Here is a 25,388-nt window from a genome sequence, read left to right as displayed (position 1 = left end):
GCGCCGTCCTGCATCGTTATCCAGTTGGGACTCCACCGCCGGGCGCACAGGTCATGTGGGCCCGCCACGCGCCGATAGACTCGGGGCATGTCTGTCGTCTACAACATCGTCGTCTTCCTCCACATCGTCGGTGCGGCAATGATCCTCGGCCCCTGGATCGCCAACATGAAGCAGCCGACCGTCGGCCCCCGACAGTTCGACGGTGCGATGACCCAGCTCGTCACGGGCATCATCCTCATGGGCCTCATCCCCGTGCTCGGGCAGACCGACGAGGACTTCGCGAACCCGAACTACCCCAAGCTCATCACCAAGTTCGTGGTCGCCGTCGTGATCGGAGCCCTCGCGTTCGTGGGCAACCGCCAGCGGAAGTCCGGGGCCGTCGTCGCGCCCGGCCTCGCGCACTCCGTGGGTGGCCTCGCGCTCCTCAACGTCGCGATCGCCACGCTCTGGAAGTAGCCCCCTCCCGTCCTGCAGGCCCGCCCGCCGGCGTCATGCCCGGCCAGCGGGCCTGTCCTGTGCCTAGGATGGTCGTGGACGGCGCCGTCCTGCACGGCACCGGAGCGCATTGACCACGAACTCAAGGAGGACGCATGGCCACCATCCGCACCGCCCACACCGTCTGGCAGGGGAACCTCTTCGAGGGCGCCGGCCAGACCACGTTCGACACTTCGGGTCTCGGCACGTACGACGTCACTTGGAAGGCCCGCAGCGAGGAGGCCAACGGCAAGACGAGCCCCGAGGAGCTCATTGCCGCCGCTCACTCGGCGTGCTTCTCGATGGCGTTCAGCAACGAGCTCGACAGCGCCGGCTACAAGGCCGAGCGGATCGAGACGAAGTCCGAGGTCGGCTTCGAGCCCGGCAAGGGCGTCACGGGCAGCAACCTGACCCTGACCGCCAGGATCCCCGGCATCTCCGAGGACGAATTCCAGCAGATCGCCGAGAAGGCGAAGGCCGGCTGCCCGGTGAGCCAGGCCCTCTCCATCCCGATCACGCTCTCGGCAACGCTCGAGTCCTGATCCCGCGAGCCAGAGTGAGAGAAGGCCCCCTCCCGCAACGGGAGGGGGCCTTCTCGTGCTGGCGGCGCCTCAGCCCTCGTACGCCGGAACCGCCTCGGCGTCGGCCAGGTCCTGGGGACGCGGGGGCAGCGGCGCGGGGCGCACGGACCGGTAGCCCCTGCGCGCGGGCGGGCGCTGGGTGGGGATCTCCACGAGCATCTCCTTGAGCACTCCGATGCCGTGCTCAAGCTGCGGGTCGATGCCCGCCGCGTACGCGTGCGGAGGGTACGGGACCTCGATGTCCGGGTCCACGCCGTAGTTCTCGACGTCCCACCCGATCCCGCCTTCGAACCAGGTCGCGTAGCGTGGCTGCGCCACCGACGTGCCGTCGGCGAGCTTGAAGCGGTTGTCGATCCCGACGACGCCGCCCCACGTGCGGGTGCCGACGACGGGGCCAATCCCCCGTAGCTTGCTCACCTGCGTGATGATGTCGCCGTCGGACCCAGCGAACTCGTCGGCCAGGATCACGACGGGGCCGCGCGGCGCATGGCGCGGGTAGGTCCGCGGCTGCTCGCCCCGTGGCATGCTCCAGCCCGTGACCCGACGCCCGATCAGCTCGGCCACGAGCTGGGACGTGTGGCCGCCGCGGTTCCTCCGCACGTCGACCACGAGGGCGTCGAGCGCGGTCTCGGTGTCCAGGTCCCGGTGCAGCTGCGCCCAGCCGCGCGCGCCCATGTCGGGGACATGGAGGTAGCCGAACCTGCCCTCGGAGGCCTCCCGCACGAGTCTCCGGTTCGCCTGGACCCAGTCCTGGTAGCGCAGCCGCTCCTCGTCGCGGATGGGCACGACGGCGATCCGCCGGGTCGTGCCGGCCGCGTCGCCGTGGGCGGGACCGTTGAGCATGGTCAGCTCGACGGTCTTCCCGGCCGCGCCCGTGAGCGCCAGCGCGGGACCAAACTCGGCCGTGAGCGGCACGCCGTCGATCTCCAGGAGGCGGTCGCCCGCGCGGACGCCCGCGCCCGGCGACGCGAGAGGGGACGCGGCAAGCGGGTCGGAGGACTCGTTCGCGAGGACCCGCCGCACCACCCAGCCGCCGTCGAAGTCGAACTCGCCGCCGAGACGCCCCTGGCCGCCGGCTCCCGTTTCGGTCACGAGCGCAGGCGTCACGAACGCGTGCGACGTGCCGAGCTCGCCGTGCATCTCCCACAGGAGGTCCACGAGGTCATCGTGGGAGCCGAGGCGCTCCACGAGCGGGCGGTACCGGTCGTGGACCTCCTCCCAGTCGGCGCCGGCCATGTCCGCGGTCCAGAAGAAGTCGCGCTGGAGCCGCCAAGCCTCCTCGAACGCCTGCCCCCACACGGACACCGGGTCGAGCCGGACGCGGATGCGGTCCAGTTCCACCGTGATGTGGTCCCCGTGGCCGTCCTCGGCGGGACGGTCGCTCGGCACGCAGTGGACTGCACGGTCGCGGATGTAGACGACCCGACCGCCGTCCCCGCTGATCCGGTAGCTGTCCAGGGCCCCGACGAGGGTCGTCTCGGCTCCCGTGACCAGGTCGAGCCGCTGCAGCGTGGGCGGCGTGTCCTTGTCGCCCGGCTTGGCCTTGCCGTCGCCCGTCGCCCCGACGAGGTCCTGGGAGAGCCACAGGAGTGCGTCCTTTGCTGCCGTCAGGCGCGAGTAGTTTCCCTGCCGCACCGGAAGGGCCACGATGCGGTGCGCGATCCCCTCGAGGTCGACCGTCACCGACGGCGCGCTCCCCGCGCTCCCGGCGGTGGAGGACGACGGCGCGCGGCTGGCCCCGGCGTCGTCCGCGCCGTCCACGCCGTCCGCCGAGGCAGGGCCCGACACGGCGAAGTCGGCCACGCGGGGCCCGAAGGGGCTCGCGGCCGTGGCCTCGAGCGGGAGGATGTACGGCTTGATGGGGCTCGGGAAGGACAGGTCGAAGGAGTGGCCGTCGTAGACGGGGTCGAAGCTGCGGCCCGAGAGGAACGCGAGGTACTTCCCGTCCGGGGTGAAGGCCGGGGAGGCATCCCAGAAGCGGCCGTCGGTCACCTCGGCCACCCGGCCCGTGCCCACCTCGGCAAGGCGGATCCTCGAGCGCGAGCCGAACGCCGTCACGGGCTCGCTCCACGCGAGCCAGCGGGAGTCCGGGCTCCAGGCAAGCTGCTCGATGCTGCCCTCGTTCACCGTGCTCAAGGTCGTCGCCGTGCCGGCCTCCACATCGACAAGGTGGACCTCGCCGAAGGCGGTTCCCGCCGCGACGAATCGGGCGTCGGGGCTGGGGAGGAGCTCCGCGACGCGGCTCGCACTCGGCAGGGCGACGCGACGCAGGCGCGGCAGGGCGTCCGCCTCGGCCTCGACGTCGACCGGGACGGTGCGGCGGCCGGGGACCACGTACGAGCGCGGCGCGCGAGCCGCCGACGCCGACGCTGCCGGCAGGCCCGCCGGGACGGGCTGCGGACGGCTGTCGTCGGAGAGCCCATAGGTCTGGCCCTGCACGCCGGCGCCGGGCCGCTCGTCTGTGGGAGCCCCGGTGAACGCCGAGACCGGGCGGGGAAGGCCGTCGTCGGATGCGGTGGCCACGGCCCCGGGCCCGTCCTCGGTACGGCCCACTGCGCGGCCCGCTGCGGCGCGGGCAGCCTCCTCGGCGCCGGAGAGCCGCTTGATGAACAGGCCCTCCTCCCCCTCGTGGTCGGCGATGAACACCACGGAGTCCGTCCCGAGGGGCCGGGCGAGGCGCGCCCGAACGCCCGGCGTGGCCTCGACAACACGCGAGGGGCCGTCCCGATGGGTCAGCCAGTGCACGGTCCCGTGCGACTCGACGACGCTCGCGCGCCCGTCCGGCGTCGGGACAACGTCGCCGAGGTGGCGCGCGACGGCGAGCGGCATGGAGCGCCGCGACGTCGAGGCGGAGGCCAGTGCGATGTCGAGGCGACGGGGCTCGGCGTCGAGCGAGTCCAGGAGCCAGAGCTCACCCGCCGACTCGAAGGCGATGCGGACGCCGTCGGTGCTCGCGTGCCGGACGTAGAAGCGGTCCGAGTCGGTATGGCGGCGCAGGTCGCGCCCGGAGCGGTCCACCGAGTAGAGGTTGCCCACGCCCTCGTGGTCGGAGAGGAACGCGATCCGGCCTCCCACCCAGAGGGGGTCGCAGAGGTTGCCGTCGAGCTCTGGGACGAGCCGCCGGAACTCGCCGCCGCCGTCGGGGTCGATCCAGAGCTTGCCGGCCGCGCCTCCGCGGTAGCGCTTCCAGGAGGCCGGGTCGCGCGTCAGGACGCTGCTGACCACGACCGGCCTCTCGTCGCCGATGCTGGGCCCGAACGCCACCGAGTCGACCGGCCCGTACGGGAGCTCCTCGAGCCATCCGCCCTCGACCGGCATCGTGTAGGCATGGGTGTGGCGGGCGTCGGGCTGGTTGTGGGCGCTCGTGACGATGACGCGCCCAGAGGGGTCGAAGCCGCGCACCCGGGTCGTGGAGTGCCCGAACCAGCTCAGCTGCCGGAACCCGCCACCGTCCACATCCGCGGACACGACCTCGGGCGCGCTCCCCTGCACCACCGTCCAGACGACCTTGCTGCCGTCGGGCGTAAAGCGGGGGTTCCGTGCCGGCAGCCGCAGGGCGGACAGCCGCCACGCCCGGCCCCCGGCGACGGGAGCGAGCCAGACGTCATCCTCGGCGACAAACGCCACGAGGTCCCCGTGCACGTGGGGATAGCGGAAGTAGCTGGAGCCAGTCATCCTCCGATCATAGGCAGGAGGCCCGGGCACGACAGGGCGTGCCGCCAGCGCGGCACGCCTGTGTGACGCACGCCGCAGCTGCGCTTCAGGCAGGCAGGATGCGGGCCACCCGCCAGCGTCCCTCCTCACGCCCGAGCACGATCCGCAGCTCCTGGTCCACGCCGGCCGCGCGCTCGCCTACCGTCGCACCCGCACTGTCCCGCACGGTGTAGCCGCTCGTGACGATCCTGACCCGCACGACGGCGCCCCGGTCACCGTCCGCGGGCCCGGCGCCCTCCGCAGATCGCGCGGCATCCGCGGGCGCCGCAGTGGCTGCATCCCGCGCCGCGGAGAGGACGCGGGCACTGAACCCCTCGAGCCGCCGCCCAGCCGAGTCGAGGCGATCCAAAAGCGCGGCGTCCGCAGTCGCCGTCTCGGAGGCGGGCACGTTGACGGCCGCAAGGAGCTCCCGGTCCTTCGCCGCGATCGCGTGCGCGCGGATCTCCGACAGCGCCTGCACGGCCTGGACGGGGTCTGCCGACTCCGCGCCGCGGCGCAGCTGGTCAGGAAGCCCCGCCCAGACGGCGCTCACCGCGGGCACCTGCCGCACCTCGGGGACGGAGGCCGTGGCAGTGCTGCGGGGGTGGAGGGCCGGAGTCCACCAGATCGCCCCCAGCACTGCGGCGGCGGCCAGGACGGCAGCCCCTCCCCAGAGCAGCCGGGCCCATAGCAGCCGTGCCCGGACCAGCGGCGCCCTGGCGCGCACTCCCGCGACATGAGCGGCGGCGGCCACGAGTGGGCGGCTGCGGCGGCCCGGCCCGCGCCGTCGGCGCCCGGATTCGGGACTGAGCCGGGTGAGCAGGTCCGGGATGACGTCCTCGTCGACCGCCGGGGCGAGGTCGACCCGCTCGGCGCGGGCACTGCGGAAGACCGCCCGGGCGAGCTCCGCGGCCGAGATGCGCTCCCGCGGATCGTCGCGCAGCGCAGCCTCGATGGCGGCCGCGAGCTCCGCGGGCACGTCCTCGACGACGAGCGCGAGCGGTGGGCGCTGGACTGTGGGCTGCGGCGGCTCACCCGTGAGAGCGAACCACGCGACGGCGCCGAGGGAGAACACGTCTCCCGCAGCGGCGAGCGCGGCCGGCCTGAACGCGGCTCCGGCGGCGCGGGGGCCGCCGTCGTCCCCTGCGAGGGCCGACACGCCGCCCGGCAGCGACGCCGGGTCCCGGAACCCCGGGGTGCCGCCCGCTCCCGTCGAAACGTCGCCGACCATGCGGGCCAGCCCGAAGTCGCCCAGCAGCGGCTTGCCCTGTGCCGTGAACAGGATGTTGCCGGGCGAGACGTCTCCGTGCGTGCTCCCCTCGGCGTGCAGCGCCGCGAGGGCCTGGGCGATCGGCGTCACCACGGTCACGCACTCCCCGACCCCGAGCCGGCCGCGCACGCGGACGAGGTTGCCGAGCGAGCCGCCGGGGGCGTAGTCCATCAGCAGGGCCACGGCGCCGGCGTCGCCGGCGTCCGCCACGGCAGCGCGCACGGGGAGGAGGTGCTCGTGTTCCCGCGACCTCGACAGCCGCAGCTCGCGCCGCGCGAGCGCGAGGGCAGCTGCGCCGTCCCCCGCATCCGGTCCGGGCGAGAGGACTTTGGCGGCCAGCATCCGGCCACCGTCCGCATCGCGGACGAGCCACACGCTGCCCGACCCGCCGTGGCCGAGAAGGCGCACGACCTCGTAGCCGGGCAGGGCGGGTGTTCCGGTCCCGGGCGAAGGGCCGGACGGGTGGATCTCGGGCAGAGGTTCCATGGCTCATGTCTACCGCAGGGCGGCGGATGCTGCAGAAGTTATCCACAGGTCCGAGATGAGGCGGCAGCATGTGGCGTCCCCCACGTCAATGCGACGTTGACCACACTCCGGGGGCCCGCGGGGAGGCCGGGGTTAAGCTGGTCGGCATGACTCTTGCGTTCACCCACCTCGGGTTCGCGCCGGACTTCGTCGACTACGAAGCCGGCCTCGCGGCGCAGCGACAGCTCCACGACGACGTGGTCGCCGGCTCCGCGCCCAGCACCGTACTCCTCCTCGAGCACTCCGCCGTCTACACGGCCGGGAAGCGCACCGAGGACCACGAGCGTCCCCTCGACGGCACGCCGGTGGTCCCCGTGGACCGGGGTGGCAAGCTCACCTGGCACGGCCCGGGCCAGCTCGTGGGGTACCCCATTGTCAGGCTCGCCCAGCCCCGCGCGATCCGCGCCTATGTCGAGCTGCTCGAGGATGTCATGATCACGGTCATCTCCGAGTACGGGATCAAGGCCGAGCACGTCGACGGACGGTCCGGCGTGTGGGTCCGTGCGGACGAGCGCGGCGGCGACCGCAAGATCGCTGCCATCGGCATCAGCGTCCACGACGGCGTCACCGGCCACGGCTTCGCGATCAACTGCAGCAACAGCCTCGAGCCGTACGCCCAGATCATCGCGTGCGGCATCACCGACGCCGGAACGACCACCATCTCCGCGGAATGCGGCCGGGAGGTCGGACCCCGCGACATCGTCGGCCGCATCACCGAGGAACTCGCCCGCCGCGAAGGCGAGTTCGTGGCCCAGACCGAAGCCGACCTCTCCGAAGGAGCACTGACGTGACCCTCGCCCCCGAAGGCCGCCGCATGCTGCGCATCGAGCAGCGCAACTCCGCGGTCCCCGTCGAGCGCAAGCCCGACTGGATCAAGGCCAAGGTCCAGATGGGCCCGGAATTCGTCCAGCTCAAGAACCAGGTCAAGAAGGAAGGCCTCCACACCGTGTGCGAGGAGGCCGGCTGCCCCAACATCTTCGAGTGCTGGGAGGACAAGGAAGCAACCTTCCTCATCGGCGGCTCCGAGTGCACGCGCCGCTGCGACTTCTGCCAGATCGACACGGGCAAGCCCTCCCCCCTGGACCGCTTCGAGCCGACCAAGGTGGCCCGCTCCGTGCAGTCGATGGGCCTGCGCTACGCAACCGTCACCGGCGTCGCCCGCGATGACCTCGAGGACGAGGGCGTGTGGCTCTATGCGGAGACCATCCGCAAGATCCACGAGCTCAACCCCGGCACCGGCGTCGAGATCCTCATCCCGGACTTCTCCGGCAGGCCCGAGCACATCACCGCGATCTGCGAGGCCAGGCCCGAGGTGTTCGCACACAACGTCGAGACCGTCCCGCGCCTGTTCAAGAGCATCCGCCCCGCCTTCCGCTACGAGCGTTCGCTCGACGTGCTCACCCAAGGCCGGAACCAGGGCATGGTCACGAAGTCGAACCTCATCCTCGGGATGGGAGAGACCCGCGAGGAGATCTCCCAGGCGCTGCGCGACCTGCACGAGGCCGGGTGCGACCTCATCACCATCACCCAGTACCTGCGGCCCTCGGAACGGCACCACCCCGTGGAGCGCTGGGTCAAGCCCGAGGAGTTCGTCGAGCTGTCCCAGGAGGCCGAGGAGATCGGCTTCCTCGGCGTCATGAGCGGGCCGCTCGTGCGCTCCTCGTACCGCGCCGGGCGGCTCTGGGCCACCGCCATGCGCAAGAAGGGCTGGGAGATCCCGCCGCAGCTGGCACACATCGAGTCCTCCGGCTCGACCCGCCAGGAGGCCGCAACCCTCCTCGCCTCACGGCACGGCTGAACCGCCGCCTGCCCGAAGCGCCCGCCCTTCCGGGGGTCGGGCGCTTCGGCGTTCTGGATGGCCGGGGCGTGACTTAGAATTGAGGGACTATGGCCAAGCGCACCGACACCTCCAGCACGCCCTCGGACAAGTCTCCGAAGAAGGCGAAGAAGCCCAACGGGTTCCAGCAGTTCATCCAGGTCTTCCAGATGACGCGGAGGGCCGACCCGAACGCCGTCTGGCTCATGGTCCTCGTCTTCCTCGCCGTGACCGCGGTCAGCCTCCTCATCGGCTTCCTGCTGGACAACTGGATCACCGGCCTCATCATCGGCATCCTTCTCGGCCTCCTCGGTGCCGTGTACATCCTGAGCCGCCGCGCCGAGCGCGCGGCCTTCGCCCAGATCGAGGGCCAGCCGGGGGCGGCCGGCGCCGCGCTGAGCGCCCTGCGGCGCGGCTGGATCGTCGAGGAGCAGCCTGTCGCCGTCAACCCGCGCACCCAGGACGTCGTGTTCCGCGCGATCGGGCGGCCAGGCGTCGTGCTCGTGACCGAGGGCCCGAGCACCCGCGTACGCTCGCTCGTGGACGGTGAGCGCAAGCGCCTGTCGCGCATCCTGCCCAACGTCCCGATCCACGTCATCGAGACGGGTCGCGAGGAGGGCCAGACCGAGCTGCGGAACGTCGCGAAGGCGATGAACAAGCTCAAGGGCGAGCTCACCAAGACCGAGGTCGCCGCCGTGAACAAGCGCATCGGCTCGCTCGGGCCGCGCCTCCCGATCCCCAAGGGCATCGACCCGACGCGCGTGCGCCCTGACCGTCGCGCGATGCGCGGACGCTGATGCGGTCCGCCAGCCTTTCCTGACACGCAGCCTCTCTTGGCACGAGGGCGGCGACCAACAGCAAGAGGCCCCCGGGGAGCACCTCCCCGAGGGCCTCTTGGCGTCCCAGCGGGACTGGGCTCAGAGACGCGCGACGACGGTGCGCGCGGCCTTGTCATGCAGGCCCCGCTGGTCGACGTCGAAGATCACGGCGGGGATGAGGAGGCACAGGAGGACCGCCCGGATGGCCGCGGCAAGGATGCCGACCGGACGCCCGTCGACGCCCTCGACGCGAAGGCCGGCGAGGCGGTGGCCCAGCCCGAAGCCGGCAAGTCCCACCAGGAGGGTCTGCTCCACGGCGAAGACGGCCAGGATCGCGAGCTGGTTGCCGCCGAAGAACGCCGCGGCGATGGCATAGCAGGCCGCCCAGTCGATGCACAGGGCCAGCACCCGCCTGCCGGGCCGGCCCACCGAGCCTGGTCCGGTGCGTGGGCGTCCCAGCCTCCGCCCCGGGTAGTCGCCTTCGGCGGTGGGAGGCCCGCTGAGCCAGGAACCAAGGTCTTTCCGGTCAATCACCGCTCCATTCTAGGCGGGCGGGCTCCTTGCCGGCTCTTGGCCCCAGCCGCCCCCGGCAGCTAGCGTTTACACGGAACCGCCGCATGTAACCTCGCTGAAACAAAGCGGACACGGACGGGAAACCCTCCGTTCGTAGTCTGATACCCGTTGCAGCGAGGCGTACGGCGCCCCGCACTGCCCGTGCGCGCCACGTTCCCGCCCGGCCCGACTGCCACCCCATGTGTTAGGAGCACCGATGTTCAAGTCTGCGGACGAAGTCCTCAAATACATCCAGGACGAAGACGTCAAGTTCGTCGACATCCGCTTCACCGACCTGCCCGGCGTCCAGCAGCACTTCAACATCCCGGCCAAGACGGTCGACGCCGACTTCTTCGAGAACGGGCAGCTCTTCGACGGCTCCTCGATCCGCGGCTTCCAGGGCATCGCAGAGTCCGACATGCAGCTCATCCCGGATGTCACGACGGCGTTCGTGGACCCGTTCCGCGTCGAGAAGACCCTCGCCCTGAACTTCTCCATCGTGAACCCGCGCACCGGCGAGCCCTACCACCGCGACCCCCGCGGCGTGGCCGAGCGCGCCGAGGCCTACCTCGCCTCCACCGGCATCGCGGACACCGCGTTCTTCGCCCCTGAGGCCGAGTTCTTCGTCTTCGACAACGTCCAGTTCGAGTCCTCCCCGCAGGGCTCCTTCTACAAGGTCGACTCCATCGAGGCCCCGTGGAACTCCGGCCGCGAGGAGGAGGGCGGCAACCTCGGCAACAAGACCCCGTTCAAGGGCGGCTACTTCCCGGTGGCGCCGGTCGACCACCAGGCTGACCTCCGCGACGCCATGTGCCTCGCCCTCGACGCGGCGGGCCTCGAGGTCGAGCGCTCGCACCACGAGGTCGGCGCCGCCGGCCAGGCCGAGATCAACTACAGGTTCTCGACCCTCGTGCGTGCTGCGGACGACCTGCAGAAGTTCAAGTACATCATCAAGAACACCGCGCTCGAGTGGGGCAAGACGGTGACCTTCATGCCGAAGCCGATCTTCGGCGACAACGGCTCGGGCATGCACTGCCACCAGTCGCTCTGGAACGGCGGCGAGCCCCTCTTCTACGACGAGAAGGGCTACGCGAACCTCTCCGACCTCGCCCGCTGGTACATCGGTGGCCTCCTCAAGCACGCCTCGGCCGTCCTCGCGTTCACGAACCCGACCGTGAACTCGTACAAGCGCCTGGTGAAGGGCTTCGAAGCCCCCGTGAACATGGTCTACTCGCAGGGCAACCGCTCCGCCGGCATCCGCATCCCGATCACGGGCTCCAACCCGAAGGCCAAGCGCATCGAGTTCCGCGCGCCGGACCCCTCGTCCAACCCGTACCTCGCCTTTGCCGCGCAGCTCATGGCCGGCATCGACGGCATCCGCAACCGCATCGAGCCGCCCGCCCCGATCGACAAGGACCTCTACGAGCTCCCCGTCGAGGAGGCCCGCGACATCCCCAAGGCGCCCGGCTCCCTCGAGGAGGCCCTCGAGGCCCTCGAGGCAGACAACGAGTTCCTCCAGGCCGGTGGCGTCTTCACCCAGGACCTCATCGACACCTGGGTCGCGTACAAGCGCGAGAAGGAGATCATGCCGCTCTCGCTGCGCCCGAACCCCTACGAGTTCGAGCTCTACTTCGGCTGCTGAGCCTCCCAGAGAGCCCGCACGCACGACGACGCCCCCCGCCTCCCGCAGCCAGCCTGCGGAGGGTGGGGGGCGTCGTCGTGCGTGGGCACGGTACGCGTGGGCCCGGTGGCGCGGGAGCGGCGAGGCTAGTCTGCGAGCGTTGTGAGGATGCCGGTCGAGTCGCCCTCGGCGGTGACATCGTGCCGGGGACCCGGGAGCACGGCGAGCTGGCCGGCGTCGAGCCTGAGGTCAGGCCCGTCGGAGCGCACCACAAAGGTTCCCGAGAGCACGTGGAGCGTCGCCGCGGGCGGCTTGAGGTGGTCCCCGAGGACCTCCCCGTCGAGGATGGCCAGGAGCGTGTGCCGCAGATGGCCGTCGTGGAGGAGCGCCCGCGCGCTCCTGCCGTGCGGGCTGGTGCGCGCCTTCTCGAGCTCCTCGGCGGCCGCCTGGGCCACGTCGATCGTTCCGTGCATCATGCTCGGGTTCCTTTCCTGCATTTCACTGGGTGCCGTAGAAGATGCGCTCGAAGACCTGGCGCGCCCGGCGGGTGAGGTTCAGGTAGTGCTGCTCCAGCGCGGAGGCGTTCCCCGGGGCGTAGCCGCACCAGCGGGCGACCGCCTCGAGATCGCGCCGCGAGGTGGGCAGCACGTCCGAGGCCCGGCCGGACCAGGCGACGTTGGCGCTGCGGACGCGGCTCGCGAGTATCCACGCCTCGGCGAGGAGCTCGGCGTCGGCCTTCGGCAGGAGGCCGAGGTCCGCCGCCGCGGAGAGCGCGGGGAGCGTCTCCGTGGTGCGGAGCCGGGGGTGCTGCGCCGCATGCTCGAGCTGGACCAGCTGGACGAGCCACTCGACGTCGCTCAGGCCGCCGCGGCCGAGCTTGACGTGCCGCGACGGGTCCGCGCCCCGCGGGAGCCGCTCGGACTCCACCCGGGCCTTGATGCGCCTGATCTCCCGGATCTCCGCCGTCGGCAGCTCCTCGGGGTACCGCACGGTGTCCACGAGTGCCATGAACTCCTTCGCAAGGCCGTCGTCCCCCGCCAGGGGGCGTGCGCGCAGGAGCGCCTGGGCCTCCCAGGTCAGGGCCCACCGGCGGTAGTACTCGGCGAACGACTCGAGGGACCGCACCAGCGGGCCGTTCTTCCCCTCCGGGCGCAGGTCGGCGTCGAGCGTGAGGACTCGCTCTGCGAGGACCGGCGGCTTGAGCGGCTGGGTGAGCAGTGCCGAAAGGCTGCCGACGATCTCGAGGGCCTGCTTCTGGGCGGCCGCGGGATCAGCGTCCGGCAGCGGCCGGTGCACGTAGATCACGTCGGCGTCCGAGCCGTAGCCGATCTCCCGGCCTCCCTGGCGCCCCATCGCGACGACCAGGACCTGGGTGACGAGCGGAGCCTTCGCGGCCGCCGCCGCCTCCGCCACGCGCAGCGCCCCGAGCACGGCCGCCTGGTCCGCGTCGGCCAGCGCCCGGCCCACTCCTTGGGTGTCGATGATGCGCGCGCGGTCGGCGAGGGCCACGCGGAGGATCTCGCGGCGCCGGATGAGGCGCACCAGGCGCATGGCGGCGGCCGGATCGGCGTGCCGCGACAGCTTGGACTGGATCTCGTTCCACTGCGCCTCGAGCGCCAGGGGCCGCAGGTCGGCGTCGTTGCCGAGCCACGCCACCGATTCGGGCGAGACTTCGAGGAGGTCCGCGATGAGCCGAGAGTCGGACAGGACGTGGCACAGCCGCTCGGCCGCCGCGGCAGAGTCCCGCAGGAGGCCGAGATACCAGGGCGAAGTCCCCAGCGCCTCGCTCACCCGGCGGAAGGCGAGGAGGCCGCCGTCGGGATCCACGCCCTCCGCGAGCCAGCCGAGCAGGACGGGGAGGAGCTGCCGCTGGAGCGCGGCCCGGCGGCTCACGCCAGCTGTCAGGGCCTCGATGTGCCGCATGGAGCCCTGGGGGTCACGGTACCCGAGCGCGGCCAGGCGTGCCTGCGCCGCCTCCGGCGTGAGGCGTGCCTCGTCGGGGCTCAGGTTGGCCACGGTGTTCAGCAGCGGCCGGTAGAAGATGCGCTCGTGGAGCTCGCGGACGCGCCGCTTGGTCCGGTGCCAGGTCTCCAGGAGCTGTTCCGGCGAGGACTTCCCGATCTCGAGGATCCCCTGGGCTGCACGGGCCAGCGCGCGCAGGGCGTCGTCCTTGACAGGCATGAGGTGGGTCCGGCGGAGCCTCGAGAGCTGGAGGCGGTGCTCGAGGAGGCGGAGGTACCGGTAGGAGGAGTCGAACTCGTCCGCATCCCGGCGCCCGATGTAGCCGCCCTCGGCGAGGGCGGCGATGGCCGAGGTGGTGTCCCGCACCCGGAGGTTCTCGTCCGACCGGCCGTGGACGAGCTGGAGGAGCTGGACGGTGAACTCGACGTCGCGCAGCCCTCCGGCGCCGAGCTTGATCTGCCTGTCGGCCTCGGCGGCGGGGATGTTCTCGGTGACCCGCCGGCGCATCGCCTGGACGGACTCCACGAACCCCTCGCGTCCGGCCGAGGACCAGACGAGCGGCGCGATGGCCTGCTCGTAGCGCTCCCCGAGCGCGCGGTCCCCCGCGATCCAGCGGGCCTTGAGGAGCGCCTGGAACTCCCAGCTCTGGGCCCAGCGGGCGTAGTAGGCCAGATGGGAGTCGAGGGTCCGCACGAGGGGGCCGTCGCGTCCCTCGGGCCGCAGGTTCGCATCCACCTGCCACAGCGCGGGCTCGCGGCCACTCGAGTAGACCGCCCGGGACAGGCCGGTCGCGAGGTGCGTACCGATCAGGACGGCGCGGGCGTCGTCGAGCTCGCCGGCGCGCGCGCCGTCCGCCTCGATGACGTACACGACGTCCACGTCGGAGATGTAGTTGAGCTCCCGCGCCCCGCACTTGCCCATGCCGATCACGGCGAGCCCGACGGCGGCGACGTCCTCGCGGCCGAACGTCGCCGCCGCCTCCGCCCGGGACACGGCGAGGGCGGCCTCGAGCGCTGCTCCGGCGAGGTCGGAGAGCTCGGCGGCCGCTGTCGGGAGGAAGTCGGTGGGCGAGGCGGCGTGAAGGTCCCTGAGCGCTAGCTCGCAGAGCCTTCTCCGGTAGGCCACCCGGAGGGCCTCGTAGGCCTGGGCGCCGGTCACCGCTGCCACCGGCCGCGGCGACTGCGGATCGGCACCCACCGACCGGAGCAGCGTCTCGCGGAGCTCGCGGGGGTCAGCCCCCTGCGGCTCCGCGGACGGCTGGACCGCGACGACATCGAGGTGCTCGGGCCGCCGGTACAGGAACTCCCCCAGCGCCTCCGAGGCCCCCAGAAGCCGGAACAGGGGCTCGCTCCGCGCGGGTCCCGCCTCCACGAGCTCCCGCAGCCCGGGCTCCTTCTCGAGAAGCCGGACGAGGGCGAGCAGCGCGACGTCCGGGTCGGGGGCCACCGCGAGCCCCTCGAGGAGGACCTCCACGCCGATGCCCTCGAGCTCCCGGGCGCCGAGGAACCGCTCGGCGCGGTCCGGGTCGGAGGAGCCGAGGGCGATGAGCCGCCGCGTCAGGCTGGGAGCCACGGAAGGTGCCTAGAGGATCCCGAGGTTGCGGTGGAGCTCGTAGGGCGTCACCTCGAGGCGGTACTCGTTCCACTCCTGGCGCTTGTTGCGCAGGAAGTACTCGAACACCTGCTCGCCCAGGATCTCGGCCATGAGCTCTGAGTCCTCCATCGCGTTGATCGCGTCGTGGAGGCTCGCGGGCAGGGGCGAATGCCCCATGACCCGACGCTCGGCGGTGGTGAGCGAGGAGATGTCGTCCTCGGCCGCCGGCGGGAGCTCGTACCCCTCCTCGATGCCCTTGAGCCCGGCGCCGAGCAGGACCGCGTAGGAGAGGTACGGGTTCGTCGCCGAGTCGATCCCGCGGTACTCGATGCGGCCGCTCTGGGCCTTGCCCGGCTTGTACAGGGGCACGCGCACGAGCGCCGAACGGTTGTTGTGGCCCCAGCTGAGGTAGCTGGGGGCCTCCCCGCCGCCCCACAGCCGCTTGTAGGAGTTGACGAACTGGTTCGTCACCGCGGTGAACTCGCTCGCGTGCCGCAGGAGCCCGGCGATGAACTGGCGCGCCGTCTTGGACAGCTGGAACTCGGCCCCGGGCTCGTGAAAGGCGTTGGAGTCGCCCTCGAAGAGCGAGAAATGGGTGTGCATGCCGGAGCCGGGGTGGGAGGTGAAGGGCTTGGGCATGAAGGTCGCGTAGGCACCCTGCTGGAGGGCCACCTCCTTGACGACCGTGCGGAAGGTCATGATGTTGTCCGCCGTCTGGAGCGCGTCGGCATAGCGCAGGTCGATCTCGTTCTGGCCCGGCCCGCCCTCGTGGTGGGAGAACTCGACGGAGATGCCGACCGATTCGAGCATGTTCACCACCGTGCGGCGGAAGTCCTGCGCGACCCCACCGGGAACGTGGTCGAAGTACCCGCCCTGGTCCACCGGCACGGGAGCCCCGTCCGGTCCGAGCTGGTCCGACTCCAGGAGGTAGAACTCGATCTCGGGGTGGGTGTAGCACGTGAAGCCCATCTCCGCCGCCTTGGCGAGGGTGCGCTTCAGGACGTTGCGGGGGTCGGCGGGCGAGGGCTCGCCGTCGGGCGTGAGGATGTCGCAGAACATGCGCGACGTCGGCTCGGTCTCGCCGCGCCAGGGAAGGATCTGGAAGGTCGACGGGTCGGGCTGGAGGAGCATGTCCGATTCGGAGACGCGGGCCAGGCCCTCGATCGAGGACCCGTCGAAGCCCAGCCCCTCGTCGAACGCACCCTCCACCTCGGCCGGGGCAAGCGCGACGGACTTGAGGGAGCCGACCACGTCCGTGAACCACAGGCGGACGAATCGGACGTCGCGTTCCTCGATGGTGCGGAGCACGAATTCCTGCTGACGGTTCATGGGTTCTTCAGTTCCTAACGACGTTGGGCCGCACTCCCCCCACTCTACTGAAGCATCGACTAGTCTCGTCGGTATGGCCCCCACGACTTCTGACCCGGCGCGCCCGGACGAGCCGGCTGCCCCCTACGGGACCGGCCCGGCCTCGCCCAGACCGGCCGGCCGCGTGCGCATCCACCACCTCGCCCAGGCCAAGGAACGCGGCGAGAAGTTCGCCATGCTCACCGCCTACGAGCAGTACACGGCGCAGATCTTCGACGAGGCGGGCATCGAGGTGCTGCTCGTGGGAGACTCCGCCGCGAACAATGTCTACGGGCACGCCACCTCCCTGCCCGTCACGGTCGACGAGATGATCTCCCTCGTCCGCGCCGTCGCGACTTCAGCGAAGCGGGCCCTCGTCGTCGCGGACCTCCCCTTCGGTAGCTACGAGGTCTCCTCCGAGCAGGCCGTGGCGACCGGGGTGCGCTTCCTCAAGGAGGGCCTCGCCCACGCGGTCAAGATGGAGGGCGGCGCGTACTACGCCGACACCGTCCGGGCCATGGTCCAGGCGGGCGTGCCGGTCATGGCGCACATCGGCTTCACGCCGCAGAGCGAGCATGCCCTCGGCGGCTACCGTGTGCAGGGGCGCGGCGAGGACGCGGAGCGGCTCATCGAGGACGCGAGGGCTCTCGAATCCGCGGGGGCGTTCTGCGTGCTCATGGAGATGGTGCCGGCCGCGACTGCTGCCGCGGTGGACGCCGCGCTCACCGTGCCGACCATCGGCATCGGTGCCGGCAACGCCACGACAGGACAGGTCCTCGTGTGGCAGGACATGGCCGGCCTGAGGGGCGGCGAGGGAGTCAGGGTGGCGAAGTTCGTGAAGAAGTACGCGGACCTGCGCACCATCCTCCTGGACGCGGCGCGGGCCTACCGCGAGGACGTCCGGTCGGGCCAGTTCCCTGGACCCGAGCACAGCTTCTGATCAGCCGGGCGCCTGATCAGTCGTTGTCGCTCCACCCGTCGCCGTTGGCATCCGACGGGTCCCACGCGCGGTTGCGCTCCTTGACCTTCTCGAGGGCCTTCTCGGCCTCCGCTCGGGTCTTGTAGGGGCCGATGAGCTGCGTCCAGTCGCTCTGGGCATCTTCCTCGACCTGGTGGGTGACGACGTTGTACCAGTACTCGACCATCTGAGTCCCTTCCTGACGGCCCGGCCGTCACTCGGCCTAGTACACTCACCCTATGCCTTCTTCCCCCGCCACGGCACCCGTGGGCACGCTCGTCCGCGGGGCGGTCACGCCTGTCCGCCCGGTCCCGGAGTCCATCGCGCGACCCGAGTACGCGTGGAAGAAGGCCCCCGCCAAGTTCGAGGGTTCCGACGTCCTCTCCCCCGAGAAGATCGAGCGTGTCCGCGCCGCAGGGAAGATCGCCGCGCAGGCGATCGCCGAGGTGGGCCGGCACATCCAGCCCGGCGTCACGACCGATGAACTCGACAGGATCGGGCACGAGTTCCTCGTCGCGCACGGCGCCTACCCGTCCACGCTCGGGTACCGCGGCTTCCCGAAGTCGCTGTGCACGTCGCTGAACGAGGTCATCTGCCACGGCATCCCGGACTCCACGGTCCTCGCCGACGGCGACATCATCAACATCGACATCACCGCTTACAAGGACGGTGTCCACGGGGACACCAACTACACCTTCCTCGTGGGGAACGTGGACGACGAGTCGAGGCTGCTCGTGGAGCGGACGCAGGAGTCCCTCCGCCGGGCCATCAAGGCCGTCGCCCCCGGACGCGAGATCAATGTGATCGGCCGTGCCATCTCCTCCTACGCCAAGCGCTTCGGCTACGGCGTGGTGCGTGACTTCACCGGGCACGGCGTGGGCGAGGCCTTCCACACTGGCCTGATCATCCCGCACTACGACGCCGCACCCGCCTACAGCAGGGTGATGGAGCCGGGGATGGTATTCACGATCGAGCCGATGCTGACCCTCGGCGGGATCGAATGGGACATGTGGGAGGACGACTGGACCGTCGTCACCCGGGACCGGAAGCGCACCGCCCAGTTCGAGCACACCCTCGTCGTCACCGAGAGCGGCGCCGAGATCCTCACTCTCCCCTAGGCCTCACACGGCCCTGGCATCCCCCTGACCCGCGAGAGGCACCACGCATGGCCAAGAGCGAGAAGAAGAAGGACTCCAAGGAGTCGACCCGCATGATCGGCATCGACATCGGCGGGACCGGCATCAAGGGCGGTATCGTCGACCTCAAGAAGGGCAAGCTCGTCGGCGACCGTTACCGGATCGACACCCCGAAGCCGTCCACCCCGGAGGCGGTGGCCGACGTCGTCGCCCTGATCGTGGACGAGCTGAGTGCCCGTGAGGGCGCGCCGGCCAGGGACACGCCGGTGGGCGTCACGTTCCCGGCGATCATCCAGCACGGGATCGCCCGTTCCGCGGCCAACGTGGACAAGTCGTGGATCGACTACGAGGTGGACAAGCACTTCACCGAACGGCTCGGCCGCCCGGTCGAGGTGATCAACGACGCCGACGCCGCCGGCCTCGCAGAGGTCCGCTACGGGGCCGGCAAGGGCGTAGGCGGGACGGTCCTCGTCATCACGCTCGGCACGGGGATCGGCTCGGCGTTCGTCTTCGACGGCCGCCTCGTGCCCAATGCTGAGCTCGGCCACCTCGAGATCGACAGCTTCGACGCCGAGACGAAGGCTTCCGCGGTGGCGCGCGAGCGCGACGGGCTCAGCTGGGAGGAGTACTCAGTGCTCCTCCAACGCTACTTCTCCCACGTCGAGTTCCTCTTCTCCCCCGAACTGTTCATCGTGGGCGGCGGCATCTCGAAGCGCGCGGACGAGTACCTCCCGCGGCTCAAGCTCCGCACGCCGATCGTTCCCGCGAAGCTCAAGAACGAGGCCGGGATCGTGGGCGCCGCGCTCCAGGTCGCGATCGACCACGGCTTCGCGAAGTAGCCCTCACACCAGCCCACCACGCACGACGCCGAGGGGCCCGGACGCACTGTCCGGGCCCCTCGGCGTCGTGCTCGGGTGGTGGCGGGGCGCAGTGCGGCGGCGTCAGGCGCCGGCGGCCTTGGCCTGCTCGGCGCGGAGCACGCTGATCGCCGACTCGAAGTCCTCGAGGGACTCGAAGTCCTGGTAGACGCTCGCGAAACGGAGGTAGGCGACCTGGTCCAGCCGCTTGAGGGGCCCGAGGATGGCGAGCCCGATCTCATTGGCCTGGATCTCGGCGGACCCGGCAGCGCGGATGGCCTCCTCGACCTCCTGGGCAAGGAGCGCGAGGTCGTCGTCGGTCACCGGACGGCCCTGGCACGCCTTGCGCACGCCGTTGATGACCTTGGAGCGGCTGAAGGGCTCCCCGGCGCCGGAGCGCTTGATGACTGTCAGGCTTGTCGTCTCGAGGGTAGTGAACCTGCGGCCGCACTCGGGACACTGGCGTCGGCGCCGGATGGCGGCCCCGTCGTCCTGGATGCGGCTGTCGACGACGCGCGAGTCGGGGTTACGGCAGAACGGGCAGTACACCCGTCAAGTGTACTGAGAACGTGTCCGGAACCACAAGCCTGTAACACTACATGTAGTAGTAGCTGACACTACTTGTAGTGCGCACTCGGTCCATGCGCAGGTCTCCCTCCTCAGCGGCTGCCGAAGCGGACGTCCACGGCGTCGCCGTGCGCAGGAAGGTCCTCGGCATCGGAGAGGCTCCGGATGTGCCCGGCAACTCCTCGGAGGGCAGACTCGCTGTAGTCGACGACCTGAATGGCGCGCAGGAACGTCGCGACGTTCAGGCCGGACGAGAAGGCCGCGGTCCCGCTGGTGGGGAGGACGTGGTTCGACCCGGCGCAGTAGTCGCCCAGGCTCACCGGACTGTAGTCGCCCACGAAGATCGCGCCCGCGTTGCGGATGCGTGCAGCGACTGCCGGGGCGTCCGCCGTCATGATCTCGAGGTGCTCGGCGGCGTAGGCGTCGCACACCGCGATGGCGGCGTCGAGTCCGTCGACCAGCACAGCCCCGGACTGCTCCCCCGCCAGCGCCGTCAGCACCCGGTCACGGTGCTTGGTCCGGGAGGTCTGCGCGGCGAGCTCCCCGCGGACACGCTCCACGAGCTCGGCGGAGTCGGTCACCAGGACGGACCCGGCACGCGGGTCGTGCTCGGCCTGGCTGATGAGGTCGGCGGCGACGAGCGCAGGGTCCGCGGTCGCGTCGGCGAGGATCGCGATCTCGGTGGGCCCCGCCTCGGCGTCGATGCCGACAACGCCCTTCACGAGCCGTTTCGCCGTCGCGACGAAAATGTTGCCCGGACCGGTCACGACGTCGACCGGCTCGATTGGCGCCAGATCTCCCCGCTCGTCCGCTCCGGCGGGGACGCCGTAGGCGAAGGCGATGACCGCCTGGGCGCCGCCGATCGCATAGACCTCCTCGATGCCGAGCAGCGCGGCCGCAGCGAGGATGGTCGGGTGCGGAAGGCCGCCGTTGTCCTTCTGTGGCGGCGACGCAAGCGCGATCGACTGCACACCGGCGGCCTGGGCCGGGACGACGTTCATGACCACGCTCGAGGGGTAGACGGCGAGGCCGCCCGGCACGTAGAGGCCCACTCGGCCGACGGGGACCCACCGCTGCGTCACCGAGGCGCCCTCGGCGGGCCGCACCGTCACGTCCTGGGGGCGCTGCGCCTCCGCGAAGGCCCGGGCGCGGGCAATGGACTCGGTCAGCGCATCGCGCACCCCGGCGTCGAGCCCTTCGAGGGCCGCGGCGAGCGCCTCCGCGGGTACCCGCGGGTGGCGCTGCTCAACGCCGTCGAAGCGATGGGCGAGATCTCGGAGCGCACCGAAGCCGCGGCTGCGGACGTCGGCGATGATGCCCCGCACCACGTCCTCGACTCCCGACCCGTCGCTGGCGGCGAGACGCGGCATGGCAGCACGCAGCTCGGCCAGGCCGAGGCTTCGGCCGCGCAGGTCGGTGGTGCGGAACGTCAGGGTCGGGGCGTCGGAAGTCACCCGTCCAGTCTACGCGGCGGCGCCCTGGCCTCTCGCGCCGCTGCTCCCGTCGTCGTCCTCCGGGCCCGCTGCCGGATCGCTGCCGGGACCGCGGGGCGGAACCCACCAGAGGGTCGTGAGCGCGAGGACCGTCAGCGCCGCAATGGCAGGCCAGACGGCGACCGCGCTGAGGGACTGCAGCCCGAAGGCCGACTCGGTCAGACGCGGATCCACACCGCGCGCACCGCCGATCCGTCCCAGCAGGAGGCCCGTTCCCCACATGAGGGCGCTTCCGCCGACGCTGCCAGCCAGTGCTGCGAGGCCTCGCACCGGCAGGGCCGGCCGCCGGCGGCTGAGCGAGAGGAGGACGGCGAGCACGACGCCGGCCACGGCGCCGAGGGCGGCGAACACGAGGTCCCGCTCGTCCCAGGTGCGGTAGTTGCTCCCCTCCCCGTAGAGCCGCCCGCCGGGCGCGGCCAGCCACCACACGGTCCCGAGCACGGGCCCCGCCGCGGAGGGAAGGAGCGACCAGCGGGCGAGCGACGCCGTCGTCGGTTCGCCCGCCCCGCCACCAGCCGCGTCGTTTCCGGTCCCCAGTGCCTCAGGCATCGAGGCACGCGGGCCCGAGGAGGACCTTGAGGTCGCCGAACAGGGCGGGGTTGGGGTTGACCCGGAGATGGTGCGGGAGGCTCATGACGGCGACCTTGTCCCGCTCCCGGATGTGGAGCCGGACCTCGGAATTGCCGTGGTGCCCGCGCAGGATCTCGCCGAGCTGCCCGATCCGCTCCTCGCTCGCGCGGTGCTCGAGGATCCGGATGTCCACCGGACCGCCCTCGGCACTGGAGAGGTCCGGGATGCTCAGCTCCATGGCGCTGAGGGTCACCGTGCCGTCGTCCCGGCGCTGGAGGCGACCCTTGATGACCACGATGAGGTCCTCGGCGAGGACCGCGGCGATCGGGCCGTAGACCTGGCCGAAGAACATGACCTCGATCGAGGCGCCCAGGTCCTCGACCTCCGCCCGGGCGTAGGGGTTGCCGCTCGACTTGGAGATGCGGCGGCTCAGCGAGGTGATCATTCCGGCGATGGTCACGATGGTGCCGTCGGACGGCCCGTCGTCGGCGATGAGGGTCGAGATGTCGACCTCGGCACTCGCGCCCAGCACGCCCTCGAGCCCCTGGAGCGGGTGGTCGGACACGTACAGGCCCAGCATCTCCCGCTCGAAGCCGAGCTTGTCCTTCTTCTCCCACTCAGGTAGGTCCGGCACCTCGACCGCCAGACCGGCCGTGGGAGCATCGTCCCCGAAGGCGCTGAAGAGGTCGAACTGGTTGTTCGCCTCGTTGCGCTTGAGGGTGATGACGGCGTCGATCGCCTCCTCGTGGACGAGGGCGAGCGCCCGCCGGGTAGCACCGAGGGAGTCGAAGGCGCCGGCCTTGACCAGCGATTCGATGGTGCGCTTGTTGCACACGACGGCGGGGACCTTCTGGAGGAAGTCCGCGAAGGAGGTGTAGGAGCCCTTCTCCTGACGCGTCTCGACCATCGCCTTGACCACATTCGCCCCGACGTTGCGGATCGCACCCATGCCGAAGCGGATGTCGTCGCCTACCGGGGTGAAGGTCAGCTCGGACTCGTTCACGTCCGGCGGGAGGACGGTGATCCCCATGCGGCGGCATTCGTTGAGGTAGATCGCCGACTTGTCCTTGTCGTCGCCGACCGAGGTCAGCAGCGCCGCCATGTACTCGGCCGGGTAGTGCGCCTTGAGGTACGCCGTCCAGTAGGAGACGACGCCGTAGGCCGCGGAGTGGGCCTTATTGAAGGCGTAGTCGGAGAAGGGCAGGAGGATGTCCCAGAGGGTCTTGACGGCCTCCATGGAATAGCCGTTGTCCTGCATGCCCTGGGAGAAGCCCGCGAACTGCTTGTCGAGTTCCTCCTTCTTCTTCTTGCCCATGGCGCGGCGGAGGATGTCCGCCTGTCCGAGCGAGTAGCCGGCGAGCTTCTGCGCGACCGCCATGACCTGCTCCTGGTACACGATCAGGCCGAACGTGCCGCCGAGGATGTCCTTGAGGGGCTCCTCGAGCTCAGGGTGGATCGGGATGACCTCCTGGATCCCGTTCTTGCGCAGCGCATAGTCGGTGTGGGCGTTCGCGCCCATGGGGCCGGGACGGTAGAGCGCCAGGACGGCCGAGATGTCCTCGAAGTTGTCCGGCTTCATGAGCTTCAGCAGCGAGCGCATGGGGCCGCCGTCGAGCTGGAAGACCCCGAGCGTGTCGCCGCGGGCGAGGAGCTCGTAGGAGGCCGCGTCGTCGAGCTCGAGCCGCTCGAGGTCGAGGTCGACGCCCCGGTTCCGCTTGATGTTCTCGATCGCGTCCGAGATGATCGTGAGGTTCCTCAGGCCGAGGAAGTCCATCTTGATCAGGCCGAGGCCCTCGCAGGTCGGGTAGTCGAACTGCGTGATGACCTGGCCGTCCTGGATGCGGCGCATGATCGGGACGACATCGATGATCGGCTCCGAGGACATGATCACGCCGGCCGCGTGCACGCCCCACTGGCGCTTCAGGCCCTCGAGGCCGATCGCGGTGTCGAAGACCTTGCGGGCCTCGGGGTCCGTCTCGAGCAGCTGCCGGAAGTCGCCGGCCTCCCCGTAGCGCTTGGCCTTGGTGTTGTAGATGTCCGCGAGCGGGATGTCCTTGGCCATGACAGCCGGCGGGAGCGCCTTGGTCAAGGTCTCGCCCATGGAGAACGGATAGCCCAGCACACGGGCGGAGTCCTTGAGCGCCTGCTTGGTCTTGATCGTGCCGTACGTGACGATCATCGACACACGGTCGTCGCCGTACTTGCGCGTGACGTAGTCGATGACCTCCGAGCGGCGGCGGTCATCGAAGTCGACGTCGAAGTCGGGCATGGACACGCGGTCCGGGTTGAGGAAGCGCTCGAAGATCAGCCCGTGCCGCAGCGGGTCGAGGTCGGTGATGCGCATCGCGTACGCGACCATCGAGCCGGCACCGGAACCACGGCCGGGCCCTACGCGGATGCCGTTGTCCTTGGCCCAGTTGATGAAGTCGGCCACCACCAGGAAGTAGCCGGAGAAGCCCATCGAGCTGATGATGCCGAGCTCGTAGTCAGCCTGCTTGCGCACGTCGTCGGGGACGCCGTTCGGGTAGCGGTAGCGGAGCCCGCCCTCGACCTCCTTGACGAGCCAGGAGTCCTCGTCCTCGCCCGGCGGGCAGGGGAAGCGGGGCATGAAGTTGTCCTTCGTGAAGGACACGTCGCAGCGCTCTGCGATGAGCAGGGTGTTGTCGCAGGCCTCGGGGACGTCGCGGAACAGCTCGCGCATCTCCTGGGGCGACTTGAGGTAGTAGCCCGTGCCCGAGAAGGCGAACCGCGAGCCGCCGTTGTCGTAGCTCGGCTCGAGGAGGGTGGAGCCGGACTGGATCGCGAGGAGGGCCTCGTGCGCCTTGGCATCGTGCTCGTGGGTGTAGTGGAGGTCGTTCGTGGCGACGAGCGGGAGGTTGAGCTGCTTGGCGAGGCGCAGGAGGTCCTCGCGAATGCGCGTCTCGATGCTCAGGCCGTGGTCCATGAGCTCGCAGAAGTAGTTCTCCGCCCCGAAGATGTCGCGGAACTCCGCAGCGGCCTCGACCGCCTCGCGGTACTGGCCGAGGCGCAGCCGGGTCTGGACCTCCCCGGAGGGGCAGCCCGTCGTGGCGATGAGGCCCTCGGAATACGTGCTCAGCAGTTCCCGGTCCAGTCGGGGCCACTTGCCGAACACCGAGTCGAGCGAAGCGAGGGAGGAGGCACGGAACAGGTTCCTCATGCCCGCGTTGTTGTAGCTCAGGAGCGTCATGTGGGTGTACGCGCCGCCGCCCGACACGTCGTCGGACCGCTGCGACTCGTCGCCCCAGCGCACGCGCCCCTTGTCGGTGCGGTGGGTCCCCGGGGCGACATACGCCTCGACGCCGATGATCGGCTTGACGCCCGCGTTGGTCGCCTTCTGCCAGAAGTCGTGGGCGCCGAACAGGTAGCCGTGGTCGGTGATCGCCAGGGCGGGCATCTCGAGCCGGTTCGTCTCCGCGAACAGCTCGCCGAGCTTCGCGGCGCCGTCGAGCATCGAGTACTCGGTATGGGTGTGGAGATGGACGAACGAACCGCTGGATGTCACCGAACCAGTGTAGGCGCCGCCCCGCCGAGGTT

At 70.8% G+C, this 25,388-nt stretch carries 20 protein-coding genes; 9 read left to right on the top strand and 11 right to left on the bottom strand.

All coding sequences use genetic code 11. The features are described 5' to 3' along the window. Window positions 1–87 precede the first annotated feature (87 nt). Together ABD298_RS01450 and ABD298_RS01445 are read left to right on the top strand one after the other, a co-directional pair. The gene (locus tag ABD298_RS01450) at window positions 88–456 is read left to right on the top strand and encodes a hypothetical protein (RefSeq protein ID WP_344297787.1); all 369 of its coding nucleotides are present in this window, start codon (window positions 88–90) and stop codon (window positions 454–456) included. 134 nt (window positions 457–590) lie between these two features. Continuing rightward, the gene (locus ABD298_RS01445) at window positions 591–1,016 is read left to right on the top strand and encodes an OsmC family peroxiredoxin (protein WP_208712375.1); all 426 of its coding nucleotides are present in this window, start codon (window positions 591–593) and stop codon (window positions 1,014–1,016) included. Window positions 1,017–1,085: 69 nt separating this feature from the next. On the opposite strand, the gene ABD298_RS01440 is transcribed toward ABD298_RS01445, so the two are convergent. Beyond that, window positions 1,086–4,730 (bottom strand): S41 family peptidase, encoded by a 3,645-nt coding sequence (locus ABD298_RS01440; protein ID WP_344297784.1) that lies wholly within the window; start codon window positions 4,728–4,730, stop codon window positions 1,086–1,088. Between the two features lie 85 nt (window positions 4,731–4,815). Beyond that, on the bottom strand, window positions 4,816–6,504 hold the full coding sequence (locus tag ABD298_RS01435; RefSeq protein ID WP_344297782.1) for a protein kinase domain-containing protein: 1,689 nt from the start codon (window positions 6,502–6,504) through the stop codon (window positions 4,816–4,818). A gap of 146 nt (window positions 6,505–6,650) precedes the next feature. On the opposite strand from ABD298_RS01435, the gene lipB reads away from it, so the two are divergent. The 3 genes from lipB (at window position 6,651) to ABD298_RS01420 (ending at window position 9,156) form a co-directional block, all read left to right on the top strand. Then, window positions 6,651–7,334 (top strand): lipoyl(octanoyl) transferase LipB, encoded by a 684-nt coding sequence (gene lipB, locus ABD298_RS01430; RefSeq protein ID WP_344297780.1) that lies wholly within the window; start codon window positions 6,651–6,653, stop codon window positions 7,332–7,334. After that, on the top strand, window positions 7,331–8,341 hold the full coding sequence (gene lipA / locus ABD298_RS01425) for a lipoyl synthase (protein WP_344297778.1): 1,011 nt from the start codon (window positions 7,331–7,333) through the stop codon (window positions 8,339–8,341). Before lipB ends, lipA begins: the two co-directional genes overlap by 4 nt. A gap of 89 nt (window positions 8,342–8,430) precedes the next feature. Further along, the gene (locus tag ABD298_RS01420; RefSeq protein ID WP_344297776.1) at window positions 8,431–9,156 is read left to right on the top strand and encodes a DUF4191 domain-containing protein; all 726 of its coding nucleotides are present in this window, start codon (window positions 8,431–8,433) and stop codon (window positions 9,154–9,156) included. 120 nt (window positions 9,157–9,276) lie between these two features. On the opposite strand, the gene ABD298_RS01415 is transcribed toward ABD298_RS01420, so the two are convergent. After that, entirely contained in the window at window positions 9,277–9,711 is a 435-nt protein-coding gene (locus ABD298_RS01415) for an RDD family protein (protein WP_344297774.1), read from the bottom strand. A 235-nt stretch (window positions 9,712–9,946) separates the two neighbouring features. On the opposite strand from ABD298_RS01415, the gene glnA (ABD298_RS01410) reads away from it, so the two are divergent. Further along, a complete protein-coding gene (gene glnA, locus ABD298_RS01410; RefSeq protein ID WP_208712368.1) occupies window positions 9,947–11,371 on the top strand; it encodes a type I glutamate--ammonia ligase in 1,425 nt (474 codons plus the stop codon). 125 nt (window positions 11,372–11,496) lie between these two features. On the opposite strand, the gene ABD298_RS01405 is transcribed toward glnA (ABD298_RS01410), so the two are convergent. Genes ABD298_RS01405 through glnA (ABD298_RS01395) form a run of 3 tightly spaced genes read right to left on the bottom strand, consistent with a single transcriptional unit; the run spans window position 11,497 to window position 16,234 of the window. Next, window positions 11,497–11,826: a cupin domain-containing protein gene (locus ABD298_RS01405; protein ID WP_344297772.1), complete on the bottom strand. Its 330-nt coding sequence runs from the start codon at window positions 11,824–11,826 to the stop codon at window positions 11,497–11,499. Between the two features lie 22 nt (window positions 11,827–11,848). Beyond that, on the bottom strand, window positions 11,849–14,884 hold the full coding sequence (locus tag ABD298_RS01400; protein ID WP_344297770.1) for a bifunctional [glutamine synthetase] adenylyltransferase/[glutamine synthetase]-adenylyl-L-tyrosine phosphorylase: 3,036 nt from the start codon (window positions 14,882–14,884) through the stop codon (window positions 11,849–11,851). A 9-nt stretch (window positions 14,885–14,893) separates the two neighbouring features. Then, the gene (gene glnA, locus ABD298_RS01395) at window positions 14,894–16,234 is read right to left on the bottom strand and encodes a type I glutamate--ammonia ligase (RefSeq protein WP_344297768.1); all 1,341 of its coding nucleotides are present in this window, start codon (window positions 16,232–16,234) and stop codon (window positions 14,894–14,896) included. A gap of 73 nt (window positions 16,235–16,307) precedes the next feature. Here glnA (ABD298_RS01395) and panB point away from each other — a divergent pair, with 73 nt between their 5' ends. After that, window positions 16,308–17,192, top strand: a complete 885-nt coding sequence (gene panB / locus ABD298_RS01390; RefSeq protein ID WP_344297766.1) for a 3-methyl-2-oxobutanoate hydroxymethyltransferase — start codon at window positions 16,308–16,310, stop codon at window positions 17,190–17,192. A 16-nt stretch (window positions 17,193–17,208) separates the two neighbouring features. On the opposite strand, the gene ABD298_RS01385 is transcribed toward panB, so the two are convergent. Then, window positions 17,209–17,397, bottom strand: coding sequence for an SPOR domain-containing protein (locus ABD298_RS01385; protein WP_208712364.1), 189 nt, complete (start codon window positions 17,395–17,397; stop codon window positions 17,209–17,211). Between the two features lie 52 nt (window positions 17,398–17,449). Between ABD298_RS01385 and map the strand changes: the two genes are divergently transcribed. Continuing rightward, on the top strand, window positions 17,450–18,328 hold the full coding sequence (gene map / locus ABD298_RS01380) for a type I methionyl aminopeptidase (protein ID WP_344297763.1): 879 nt from the start codon (window positions 17,450–17,452) through the stop codon (window positions 18,326–18,328). A gap of 47 nt (window positions 18,329–18,375) precedes the next feature. Continuing rightward, window positions 18,376–19,185, top strand: coding sequence for a polyphosphate--glucose phosphotransferase (gene ppgK / locus ABD298_RS01375; protein ID WP_344297761.1), 810 nt, complete (start codon window positions 18,376–18,378; stop codon window positions 19,183–19,185). Between the two features lie 102 nt (window positions 19,186–19,287). Here ppgK and nrdR read toward each other — a convergent pair whose 3' ends face one another. The 4 genes from nrdR to dnaE all read right to left on the bottom strand — a co-directional run bounded on the left by nrdR (window position 19,288) and on the right by dnaE (window position 25,356). Continuing rightward, a complete protein-coding gene (gene nrdR, locus ABD298_RS01370; protein ID WP_208712361.1) occupies window positions 19,288–19,752 on the bottom strand; it encodes a transcriptional regulator NrdR in 465 nt (154 codons plus the stop codon). 110 nt (window positions 19,753–19,862) lie between these two features. Beyond that, a complete protein-coding gene (hisD, locus tag ABD298_RS01365; RefSeq protein ID WP_344297759.1) occupies window positions 19,863–21,224 on the bottom strand; it encodes a histidinol dehydrogenase in 1,362 nt (453 codons plus the stop codon). Between the two features lie 9 nt (window positions 21,225–21,233). Then, on the bottom strand, window positions 21,234–21,812 hold the full coding sequence (locus ABD298_RS01360) for a hypothetical protein (protein ID WP_344297757.1): 579 nt from the start codon (window positions 21,810–21,812) through the stop codon (window positions 21,234–21,236). After that, entirely contained in the window at window positions 21,805–25,356 is a 3,552-nt protein-coding gene (dnaE, locus tag ABD298_RS01355; RefSeq protein WP_344297755.1) for a DNA polymerase III subunit alpha, read from the bottom strand. Before dnaE ends, ABD298_RS01360 begins: the two co-directional genes overlap by 8 nt. Window positions 25,357–25,388 lie beyond the last annotated feature (32 nt).

It is taken from the genome of Sinomonas flava (genome assembly GCF_039531875.1).
Classification (GTDB): Bacteria; Actinomycetota; Actinomycetes; order Actinomycetales; family Micrococcaceae; genus Sinomonas; species Sinomonas flava.
Note: the sequence above shows the minus strand (reverse complement) of the source record. Positions and strands in the feature narration are given on the sequence as shown.

What these genes read in the sequence shown, in the direction of transcription:
- ABD298_RS01450 (WP_344297787.1), top strand. Translation starts at nt 88, where the DNA reads ATGTCTGTCGTCTACAACATCGTCGTCTTCCTCCACATCGTCGGTGCG.
- ABD298_RS01445 (WP_208712375.1), top strand. Translation starts at nt 591, where the DNA reads ATGGCCACCATCCGCACCGCCCACACCGTCTGGCAGGGGAACCTCTTC.
- ABD298_RS01440 (WP_344297784.1), bottom strand. Translation starts at nt 4,730, where the DNA reads ATGACTGGCTCCAGCTACTTCCGCTATCCCCACGTGCACGGGGACCTC.
- ABD298_RS01435 (WP_344297782.1), bottom strand. Translation starts at nt 6,504, where the DNA reads ATGGAACCTCTGCCCGAGATCCACCCGTCCGGCCCTTCGCCCGGGACC.
- lipB (WP_344297780.1), top strand. Translation starts at nt 6,651, where the DNA reads ATGACTCTTGCGTTCACCCACCTCGGGTTCGCGCCGGACTTCGTCGAC.
- ABD298_RS01420 (WP_344297776.1), top strand. Translation starts at nt 8,431, where the DNA reads ATGGCCAAGCGCACCGACACCTCCAGCACGCCCTCGGACAAGTCTCCG.
- glnA (WP_208712368.1), top strand. Translation starts at nt 9,947, where the DNA reads ATGTTCAAGTCTGCGGACGAAGTCCTCAAATACATCCAGGACGAAGAC.
- ABD298_RS01405 (WP_344297772.1), bottom strand. Translation starts at nt 11,826, where the DNA reads ATGATGCACGGAACGATCGACGTGGCCCAGGCGGCCGCCGAGGAGCTC.
- glnA (WP_344297768.1), bottom strand. Translation starts at nt 16,234, where the DNA reads ATGAACCGTCAGCAGGAATTCGTGCTCCGCACCATCGAGGAACGCGAC.
- panB (WP_344297766.1), top strand. Translation starts at nt 16,308, where the DNA reads ATGGCCCCCACGACTTCTGACCCGGCGCGCCCGGACGAGCCGGCTGCC.
- ABD298_RS01385 (WP_208712364.1), bottom strand. Translation starts at nt 17,397, where the DNA reads ATGGTCGAGTACTGGTACAACGTCGTCACCCACCAGGTCGAGGAAGAT.
- map (WP_344297763.1), top strand. Translation starts at nt 17,450, where the DNA reads ATGCCTTCTTCCCCCGCCACGGCACCCGTGGGCACGCTCGTCCGCGGG.
- ppgK (WP_344297761.1), top strand. Translation starts at nt 18,376, where the DNA reads ATGGCCAAGAGCGAGAAGAAGAAGGACTCCAAGGAGTCGACCCGCATG.
- ABD298_RS01360 (WP_344297757.1), bottom strand. Translation starts at nt 21,812, where the DNA reads ATGCCTGAGGCACTGGGGACCGGAAACGACGCGGCTGGTGGCGGGGCG.